This is a genomic window from Sphaerochaeta halotolerans (assembly GCF_003429665.1).
Lineage (GTDB): Bacteria > Spirochaetota > Spirochaetia > Sphaerochaetales > Sphaerochaetaceae > Sphaerochaeta > Sphaerochaeta halotolerans.
Genome location: NZ_QUWK01000018.1, coordinates 23,781 through 34,394, shown reverse-complemented (window position 1 = coordinate 34,394; position 10,614 = coordinate 23,781). Strand labels below are relative to the sequence as shown.

Here is a 10,614-nt window from a genome sequence, read left to right as displayed (position 1 = left end):
CAAAGGCATGCCAGCTTACCGGCTCCCCCCCACAGGTGCAGTGGAAGATGCCGGTCTCCGTGGAGGCTCCCAGCAGTACCAGCTGGTAGGCCAGATCCACGGCACTGGTGGGATTCCCCACCTGGTCCCCTACCACCTTCAGCCTGCCGTTCTCCCTGGCCAGGCGCAGCATTGTCTTGACGAAGTTGTTCCCCACGTACCCGTAGAGCCAGGCGGTGCGGCAGATGCAGCTGTTACCGCATGAGTCGAGCATGGCCTTCTCCCCTGCAAGCTTGGTCCTCCCGTAGGCGGTATTGGGACTGGGGGTGTCATGCTCGGTATAGGGTCTCTCCCCATCCCCCCTGAACACATAGTCGGTGGAGACATGCAGCAGGCGTGAGCCATGCTTCTGGGAGGCGCCGGCCAGGTTCATGGGTCCGAGTGCATTGACCCTGTAGGCACTTTCCTCGTCACTTTCACAGCCATCCACATTGGTCATGGCTGCACAGTTGAAGACAAGATCAGGCTTGTGCCGAGAAAAGAAGGAGTCCACCGCATCCGCCGAGGTGATGTCCAGTTCGTCCACATCGACTGCGAGGACCTCGCATCCTGCGTAGGTTGCAGGAATCTCTCCCAGTTCACTGGATCCCCTCTGGAGTATGCTGTTCAGTTCGCTGCCAAGCTGTCCCCTGGCCCCGGTTATAAGAATTACCATGCCTGTATCCTAATAGTGTATGCGGCCTTCAGCAACCTGTCTGAGGTGCTCGCCGTAAGGACTCTTCCCGTAGCGGGAGGCGCTTGCAAGCAGTTCCTCCCTGCTGATCCATCCATTTCGGAACCCGATCTCCTCAGGTGCCGATATCTTGATTCCCTGTCTCTTCTCGATCATGCGGACAAAGTCCGCTGCATCCACCAGGCTGTCCATCGTACCGGTATCGAGCCAGGCAAACCCCCTGCCCAGCAACTGGACATGCAGGTCCCCTGCTTCCAGGTAAAGCCGGTTCAGATCTGTGATCTCGAGCTCTCCACGGGAGGAGGGTTTCACATGCTTCGCAAGCTGAACCACCCGTCTGTCATAAAAATAGAGCCCGGTGACTGCATAGTTGCTTTTTGGGTTTGCTGGTTTTTCCTCAAGGGATACGGCTCTTCCTTCCTGGTCGAACTCCACCACCCCGAAGCGCTCGGGATCCGGGACGTAATAACCGAATACCGTTGCCTTTCCTGCCTCTGCATCCCCCACAGCCTGCCTCAACAGCGGGGAGAACCCGTTCCCATAGAAGATGTTGTCTCCCAGCACCATGGCACAGGCATCATCCCCGATGAAATCCTCCCCCAGCAGGAAGGCCTGGGCAAGGCCATCGGGAGATGGTTGTACCTTGTAGGAGAGATGGACGCCGAACTGGTTGCCATCCCCCAGGAGATGCTCGAACCGGGGGGTGTCCTCAGGGGTGGAGATGATCAGGATGTCCTGGATCCCTGCAAGCATCAGGGTGGAGAGAGGGTAGTAGATCATCGGCTTGTCATACACCGGCAGAAGCTGCTTGCTCGTCACCATGGTCAAGGGATATAAACGTGTTCCTGCACCACCAGCCAGAATTATACTTTTCATTAAAACCCTCTTAGAATATTAATAAATAAGGTTTTAAATTTTCTTGAAATTGGCAACCAAAAATTATTCATTACATAGTACATCTGCTTAATAATAAATAAAGAAATCTTACTATAACCTCTATAAGTTACTAGATAGTATGAAAGTGATTTAAGAAAAATTTTTAACCGTTCTTGGTTATCAAAATCTCTTGTACTTAGACCATGCATATGAACTACTACTATTTTATTTGTATATGCAGTTAGTAGATAAAAACTTTTGAACTTTTCCGCTAAGATCATCTCTTCGCAATATAGAAACGTATTTTCATCAAAATAGTCAACTTTTTCTAAAGCATTGTTTCTTAACATCATACAACAACCCATTAATCTATAGACCAAATGAATTCTATCACGAGGTAAAGAATAATAAAAATTTCGAAAAATTATTATAAGTTTCCAAGGTAATAAAAATATTGGATATAATAATTGAACAATAGATAAAAACAAATAATATTGTTTTGAATATGGCCCTTGTAGTTTATTATCCAACCCAACGACCTTTGGTCCTAAAGCAGCAACATCTAATCGAGAATCCATAATCTCTTCTAAAGAATTTATCAGAGAACTTTTAAATAGAACATCATTGTTACAAATCAAAGAATACGAATAGCCCAAATGATTGGACAATTTTAACCCAAAGTTATTACCTTTTGCATATCCATAATTTTTACTAAGCAGCAGCAAGAAAACATCGTTGATAATATTGGTATTCTCAATTGTAATATCTGATTCACAAAAAATTGCCCCCCCAAGCTTAGTTATATAATCTTGAATTATTTCTTTTTCACTAACAGTTGAACCATTGTCAATAACAAGAATATCACAATTCTTTTCTACTGAACGAAGGTTCTGTATGAATTCAACTGTTCTAGAAGAATGATTCCAATTTAGAACAATAATTAGAGTATTATTATACTTTTTCATAATATTTTTTTAAACCCTCGGAATATAAGTGGAAAAATTATTTCTACAATAAATCCTATTTCTGACACTTACAACTTTGATGTCTTAATTAAAGGAAGGTTATATTAAAATCATCATCGAAATCTAAGCAATAAGCATCATTCAAGATGTATCATGATTATTATTGTTGTGGGTGGTCCAGTCTTCTTCATTTAGTGGCTTAGTTTGTTCTGGTTCGGTGGCCCAGTTGAAGTGTCGAAGCCACGTAATCTCGTCGCTTTGGAAGCGCTATCCTAAATTTGACCACTTAAGATACGGAAATCTTCACCCCCACCAAAGAAAAAAATCCTTGACTTTCACATGCAAAAGAAAAATATGATAAGCCCAACGAGCTGGACCATTTCCCAAAATGATTAAGGTTGACTACACTACAAGGAATAGGAATAGTAATTCAAAGTCCCAATAATTTTGTTTCAAAGCTAATGATTATTGAGAATAAACTTCCGTTAGCAATTTTGAAACAGTTTCAGTAGAGTTATATTTTATCACCACCCCCTGGAGCCTTTTACCTTTGTTAAGCAAAATGTTAGGATCTTTATTATAATCATTGATCAATTTTTCAATTTGTTCGACCAACCTGTCTGCATGAACCCTTGGATCTGATGAATAATTGTATAGATAAACATTTCCAGTGTTCTTCAAGTCCTCTACCGTCCCAATGTTTGAAGATAAAACAGTTTTTGCAAAAGAGAATGAGAGAATTGCCGCCCCTGAGTTTAATGACGATGTTGTATCATAAGGTAAAATCATTGCATCACACACACCAATCAGTGAAGGTATTTCATCATTCGATATAAACCTAAAATCGAACTTAACATTACCACTTTCAACTCTATTATATAAATCACTTCTATATTTTTTTGATTTACAGCTACCGCAGATTAGGAATTTGATATTTCTATCTTTGAGATAATTAGCAGAATCAATAACTACTTCAAGATTTTTATATGGCCTTACTGCTCCAAAGCACAGAAAAACCAACTGTTTATCATTATCCTTTATATTCTGATACTGAATATTATCATGATATGCATTTACATAGTTCGGATGTGGCACATAAAATGCCTTCCATTGATTCCTCTTCTCTAAAAACTGCTTACTGTAGATACTATGAATTATAATTTGGTCCGATAACCGTTCTTGCATTTTCATTAATGCTAAACTCAATCTACTGTTGTTGTCATGTGGTTTCTTGTTATGAAATGTATAGATAAGAGTTTTCTTGGAGGTTTTTACAAATATGAAAAACACGATCTTACATAAAAATACTAATAACTTTTTTATACGATTTGAAGATAGATTTTCAAACCAGTTGATATGAACAATATCGCATCGTATCAAATCTATTAAAGAATTATTTGGTGATAACAAAAATTCTTTTTCATTGATGCAAGCACGCATCATTGTTGTGTATTCATTGTCTGTTTTCATAGGAAAAAACCAAATAGATTTCATAAAGTCAATTTTTTACTATTTGTTTTAAAGCAAACAAATATTTCTCCTTTAGCTTTTCATATCTACTACTATTTTCAAATAGAGTTTTTGCATTTCTACTCAAAATGACATACTGAGAATTGTTCATACTGATAATATTATTAATTGCATCAACAAAGCCATTTCTATTATCTAAGGGGATAGCCCATCCGGCCCTCTCCTCATTAACACAATTCCATGGAGTGGTATTGCTAATGATAACAGGAACAGAAACAGATAAGGCCTCAGCAATTACATGTCCGTAATTTTCACTATATGTCGGTAGAATAAAAACATCATAATTAGACATCACATTTTGTACATCATCATGTGCTAATTCTCCTCTATATGTAAATTTGATATTTGGTGATAGCTTATCGCTAGCTTTTAAACACTTCTCCCAGTATCCCTCATCTTCAATAGAGCCAAAAACATCGAAAACAACATCTCCTTCTGTGACTGACTGTAAACAAATTAAGGCATAAAGTAAGTTCTTTTTTTCAACAATTCGTGAAATAAAAATAATTCTCGCAACTCCACTTTCCTTAAATCTCTGATTATATTCAGTACGAGGTTTGGATGGAATGTTTTCCAAGTAATAGACATTACTTTGCACTCCAAAGTACTTGACAATATCATTCGTCTCTTCCGGACTAGTGGATTGAAATGCTATTTTTCTTGTTAATCCAAGCATCCTCAATAAGAAAATATACGGCAACTTCTTATATTTCTTTTTCATTGCTCCAGAGCACAACTCCCCTCTAGGAGCTAATAATAATTTCAAATTCATTTTCTTTGCAATCATAGTTACCGGTAATACACACTGTTGAAAAAGACTCTGTAGATAAATAACATCTGGTTTCAACATGCAAATTTCTCGCTCAAATGTATTTCTATTAAAACATTTGTCTTGTAAATACATTACTGAACAATTCCCTAGAATATTCCACCCTTGCGCTATACTTTGATATACTTGAGAATCACCTAGATCATGGTTTAGTGTAATAATAAATACTTCTATACTTTGAACCATTAGATCACAAAAATTTTTAATGCTAACCGGTGGTCCTCCATATTTTTGTCCTGGATAATACCCCTGTGTCACAATCAAAATCTTCATATATTACCTCGCGTAAAACTAATACGTATGATTCCAAATAGCATTAAAAATGGCAACATCAAAAACAACGGTAAATAACCATAAGAAAACACCGATTCAATTGAAGCTACATTATATACATTTAATAAAAGCAAATAATACAAAACATGATTATTTCCATTACAATATATTGAAGCGAATATGACCAAAAATATTCTAACAAGAAAAATGGTTAAGATAATCCAAAATAAGAAACTAAGAAAATCTGCATTGGCTAGATTGTGAGCATATGATAAAATCCCAACATTCAAAGAAGTACCCGAGACAGCATAATTAACAAAGGACTGTTTAATACATAAAGATAAACTATACATTGACTTATCCATTAAAAAGCTTGGGACTAAAGGTCGGAAGATTGATTTGATTTCTCCGAGAATAATTGATTGTGCTGCATAAATTGCTTTTGTAATGCTAGCCGTTTGAATGGATGCTATTGATTGAGAAAAGAAAGATACTCTATTAATAATTGCAGATAACCCATCCAAGAATGGCAAGAATCTAATACTTGACTGATCAAACCTGATATAATTTTTTATCGGGTAGAGTACTGAATAAGCAAGTCCAGCACTAAATAAAAGAGCAATCGGAGCAATAACGGATACTATTATTTTGCTATTTGTAAGTTTTGTATCCTTAAGCCTTATTAATACTTCCATTATTGCTATATCAAGTAAAAAGCCAGTCCACCCTTGAAGTAATCTAAGAGTGCAATAGAATAATACATTTACAACAAATCGCCAGTCTTTCTTTCTCTCAACTACATAATATATTGGAAATAAAGCACGCACGCTAAAAATACCAACCAAAAATGATAGTTTTGATTCGCCAGCATTAACAGCGCTTCCAATGCTCGCATCAAAGAAAAGATACAACGACAATAAGAGCATCATAAAATAGAAAGAATGTAATTTGTTGGTGCTGAATCTTATTGAAAATTTCGATCTAATTTTGTTAGATTTTTTATATAAATTGTTAATGATATAATATCCAAGAATCGTCATCAACAAAATTACAACTATCAACAACCCACTAATATTTATCTTTCCAACAGAATAAGCTTCCCCAACATATTCATCGGCCTTCAACAAGTAATATGCAGTAATAACATGAACAATTACATAAAAACTTCCAATTACAAATGCTCCCATTCAGGTTAACCTACTCTTTTCTCCAAATAAGTCTATTTATTATGCCAGTATAGCTTTGTATTATTTTAACCACTTTTATACTTACATTAACATCTTCATAGCTAGAAACGTTACTAGCGACGTCACTATTTCTATACATTTCTACAGCGAGATTCACGGCTTGCAACACTTGCTCAGTGGTTATAGATCCTATTGTGAACACGCCTTTATCCATCGCTTCTGGACGTTCAGTAGACGTGCGAACGGATACCGCTGGAAACTTAAAATATGCACTTTCTTCTGGAAGCGTTCCGCTGTCCGATACTACACAAAATGCATTTTTTTGCAATTTATTGTAATCAAAGAATCCCAGTGGCTGATGCTGAATAACACGCTTATCAAATACGAAGCCTCGTTGTTGGATATACTTCTTTGATCTCGGATGACAAGAATATAGAATAGGCATATCATACTTCTCTGCCATAGCATTAACCGCAGTCATAAGGCTTAAAAAGTTTTCTTCATTATCTATGTTCTCTTCTCGATGTGCAGAAAGAAGGATATACTTCCCCGCCTCCAAGTCAAGATCATCAAGTATCTCACTTTTATCAATCTTATCAAGGCAACCATCCAAGACTTCTTTCATTGGAGAACCAACAACAAATGTATATTCTGATTTTACCCCAGACTCAAGAATATATCTTCTAGCATGCTCAGAATAACAAAGATTAATATCGCTTGTTACGTCTACAATCCTTCTGATAACTTCTTCAGGCAGGTTTTCATCTTTGCACCTATTTCCTGCTTCCATGTGAAACACAGGTATATGAAGCCTCTTTGCTGAAATAACGCAAAGACAGGAATTTGTATCCCCTAACACTATTATCGCATCTGGTTTTACTTGAGCCATAAGTTCATAGGATTTTGAAATTACATTCCCCATTGTTTGGCCAAGATTCTCTCCCACTACATCGAGATAATAATCGGGCTCCCTTATTCCTAAATTTTTAAGAAAAACCTCGTTCAATTGATAATCGTAGTTCTGCCCGGTATGTACCAATATGTGATCAAAATACTGGTCGCATTTCTTGATGGTCTCAGAAAGCTTGATTATCTCAGGTCTGGTCCCTACAATGGTCATTAACTTCAGTTTGTGCATACTTTGTCCTTCTAGTAATAATTATTGATGGTAATGGGGATAGAGCTCACTGTGGGCCATTACCCATTTATATAGCTCGTATACCATCCTTTCGTAATCAGGAATTCTGTAGCTGAACTCAAATCGAGTCCGCTTCAGGGATTTGTCAGCTACGAAATCAGCATTAGGGATAATCTCGACCGACCCTCCACGAAAGTATTTATTAAACAACATCAATAGGTCATATTTGCTTATGGGTTCATCAGGTACTGCATTAATCAGCCCGCTTATTCTCTCCTTAGCAGCCTGCTCCATGGTCTTTGCCAGTTGGAGTGTGGTCTGCCCGGTCCACATGGCTCTGGAATAGCCACTGATCGGCCCTTCTTGTTGCATAAACCAATTGAACAGCCCAATTCCTTGCGGATTGGTGTCTGGCCCAACTATTGAGTTTCTCAGAGTCAAGTTCTTACCGTCCTCGAGCTCTCCTAGAGCCTTCGTCCTATCATAGAACGTTGTCCCATCTCGTAGGTCCTGCTCGGTATATCCACCTCGCTCACCAGAGAAGACACAATCTGTGCTCATGTGAATCACTTGCGTATCTAGTTCAGCCGTGACATCGGCTAAAAAATGAGGCAAGTAAGAATTGAGGAACACTGCAAGAGACTTTCGCTCCTCGGCGAATTGATTGAGAATACCGATGCAATTGATGATTGCATCGAAATTTCCAGATGCAATCAGTTTCCTTAAAATATCCGTATCAGTGGCATCGCCAGCTATGCTTTTTACTAATGGAGAAAGGTTCCGGTCGAAACCAAGGACATCGTGTCCCTGATGTTGCATATATTGGGATATGGTGTGCCCAGCCATGCCGTTGCAGCCGAGGATTAGAAATCTCATTATATTCCCCTCCCCCACTTGGAAAGTTCTTCTTTGATAAAGGGTAATTTCTGGAGGACTTCCTTAATTTCTTCTACTGATAGAAGACGAGTATTGCTTGAATTGAATTCGGTCAATGTCGATCCTCCTACTTTACCGTCGATGAAGTACTTGTCATAGTTCAGGTCACGGTTATCGGCAGGTACCCGGTAGAAGTTACCCAGGTCCATGGCATTTGCACACTCCTCATTGGTGAGCAGAGTCTCATACATCTTCTCCCCATGCCTGATACCGATGGTCTTTATCTCATTGTCTGCGTGGAAGAGCTCTTTCACTGCCTGGGCAAGGTCACCGATGGTACTTGCCGGTGCCTTCTGGACCAGGATGTCCCCGGTATGTGCATGCTCATAGGCATAGAGGACCAAGTCTACGGCCTCTTCCAAGGTCATGATGAAGCGGGTCATGGAGGGATCGGTCACCGTCAGGGGCTTGCCTGCCTTGATCTGCTCAACAAAGAGAGGGACCACGGAGCCTCTGGAGCAAAGCACATTCCCGTAGCGTGTACCACAGATAAGAGTCCGGTCCTCGGAGACCGTCCTTGACTTGGCAACAAACACCTTCTCCATCATTGCCTTGCTGGTTCCCATGGCATTGATCGGATAGGCTGCCTTATCGGTAGAAAGGCAGATAACCTTCTTCACCCCTGCATTGATGCAGGCGGTCAGGACGTTATCTGTACCTACAACGTTGGTCTTTACTGCCTCCATGGGGAAGAACTCACAAGAGGGGACCTGTTTAAATGCTGCCGCACTGAATACGTAGTCGACACCATTAAGAGCATCACGAATGCTACGGTAATCGCGTACATCACCGATGTAGTACTTGATCTTATCGTTCTTGTAGAAGTGGCGCATGTCATCCTGTTTCTTCTCATCTCGGGAGAAGATTCGGATTTCTGCTATGTCAGTTTCAAGAAAGCGTTCCAGTACAGCATTTCCAAAAGAACCAGTACCGCCAGTGATTAATAAAGTTTTCTTTTTAAACAAATTCATGCATTATTTCCTAAACTTGAAATTTCTTTCTCTAACGCGTTCATAAAACCTTTTTTACTAAAGTTTTTTTTAAAATATGAACGTCCATTATTCGCATACATCTCATGAAAACATTTATCACGGGCAAATGAACATAGTGCGTTTGCAAAACCATCTACATCATTTGCAGGAACACATATTCCACAATTCGATTCTTTAATAACCTCTCGAGCCGATCCATCAATCATCCCAATTATCGGTTTTCCTGCTGCCATATATCCCTGAACTTTTGAAGGGAGTGTATACCCTGTAGCATTATCAGCATTTAAAGAGACTATGCAGGCATCAGCAATTTTATAAAATCTTGGCATTTGATCAACGGATCTTCGTCCATAAAAAAATACTGTATCTTTCAACCCTACCTCAACAACATAATGCTGCAAATCCTGCAGACAAGTTCCGTCTCCAACAATATGAAGACGCATAGACCTTTTCTCACAAGCAATTTTAAATGCATTTACAACTGAGAAAAGGTTTTGAGCAATCCCAATATTACCGAGAAATAGAAAATCTATAAAATTTTTATCTTCTGGCGTAAAGTCGATGGTTAGATATTTTTCATCAGCAAAAGCGGGAATGTATATCAATTTATTTTTATCTATCGAATGAGTTATATTAAGATAATTGATGAAACTAAGAGATTGTACTGCAATTCTATTACAAGAAACATATACCTTTCTACTAACATATCTCGCCCATTTGTAAAATACATTCCGTTCATTTTTCACATACATCTTTATTGACTCTGGCCATAAATCACAACAATACAAAAACAAGGGAACATTATGCTTCATCGCATATTTGCGTCCTGGTAATCCCATAAATACTGGAGAAAGTTGATAAACAAATACTATATCAAAATCAGCTGGAAGTTTATCTACCATTTTCATAGAGGATATGTAGAAACTAATATAATTAATCCCAAGCCATACTGGACCATTCTTACGTCCTATTTCTTTACACCTAACAACATGCACTCCATTAATGGTTTCGTCACGGTTGCTTTTTTTGTAGTCATCCGGAATAATTCCTGTAGGATAGTTAGGAAGACCTGTCAACACTGTCACTTCATATCCATCAGCCACCAATTGCTCGCATATCGGAGTTACCTGGAAATTCTCTGGATAGTAATACTGACAAACACAGAGTATCTTCATT

General features: G+C 38.9%; 10 protein-coding genes. All 10 read right to left on the bottom strand.

Annotation, left to right across the window (positions count from 1 at the left end):
• Positions 1-694: dTDP-4-dehydrorhamnose reductase (rfbD, locus tag DYP60_RS12955; protein ID WP_117331441.1), on the bottom strand; the 694-nt coding region annotated here is incomplete at its 3' end.
• Positions 695-703: 9 nt separating this feature from the next.
• Positions 704-1,588 (bottom strand): glucose-1-phosphate thymidylyltransferase RfbA, encoded by an 885-nt coding sequence (gene rfbA, locus DYP60_RS12950; RefSeq protein WP_117331440.1) that lies wholly within the window; start codon positions 1,586-1,588, stop codon positions 704-706.
• Entirely contained in the window at positions 1,588-2,553 is a 966-nt protein-coding gene (locus DYP60_RS12945; RefSeq protein WP_117331439.1) for a glycosyltransferase, read from the bottom strand. The genes rfbA and DYP60_RS12945 overlap by 1 nt, the downstream gene beginning before the upstream one ends.
• Before the next feature lie 465 nt (positions 2,554-3,018).
• Complete coding sequence (locus tag DYP60_RS12940) at positions 3,019-4,023, bottom strand: glycosyltransferase (RefSeq protein ID WP_165849582.1); 1,005 nt, start codon at positions 4,021-4,023, stop codon at positions 3,019-3,021.
• A 28-nt stretch (positions 4,024-4,051) separates the two neighbouring features.
• Positions 4,052-5,185, bottom strand: a complete 1,134-nt coding sequence (locus DYP60_RS12935) for a glycosyltransferase (protein ID WP_117331437.1) — start codon at positions 5,183-5,185, stop codon at positions 4,052-4,054.
• A complete protein-coding gene (gene wzy, locus DYP60_RS12930; protein ID WP_117331436.1) occupies positions 5,182-6,372 on the bottom strand; it encodes an oligosaccharide repeat unit polymerase in 1,191 nt (396 codons plus the stop codon). The genes DYP60_RS12935 and wzy overlap by 4 nt, the downstream gene beginning before the upstream one ends.
• 10 nt (positions 6,373-6,382) lie before the next feature.
• On the bottom strand, positions 6,383-7,510 hold the full coding sequence (wecB, locus tag DYP60_RS12925) for a non-hydrolyzing UDP-N-acetylglucosamine 2-epimerase (protein ID WP_117331435.1): 1,128 nt from the start codon (positions 7,508-7,510) through the stop codon (positions 6,383-6,385).
• 21 nt (positions 7,511-7,531) lie between these two features.
• A complete protein-coding gene (locus DYP60_RS12920; RefSeq protein ID WP_117331434.1) occupies positions 7,532-8,386 on the bottom strand; it encodes an SDR family oxidoreductase in 855 nt (284 codons plus the stop codon).
• On the bottom strand, positions 8,386-9,417 hold the full coding sequence (locus tag DYP60_RS12915; protein WP_206363144.1) for a polysaccharide biosynthesis protein: 1,032 nt from the start codon (positions 9,415-9,417) through the stop codon (positions 8,386-8,388). Before DYP60_RS12915 ends, DYP60_RS12920 begins: the two co-directional genes overlap by 1 nt.
• On the bottom strand, positions 9,414-10,613 hold the full coding sequence (locus DYP60_RS12910) for a glycosyltransferase family 4 protein (protein ID WP_117331433.1): 1,200 nt from the start codon (positions 10,611-10,613) through the stop codon (positions 9,414-9,416). Before DYP60_RS12910 ends, DYP60_RS12915 begins: the two co-directional genes overlap by 4 nt.
• Position 10,614 lies beyond the last annotated feature (1 nt).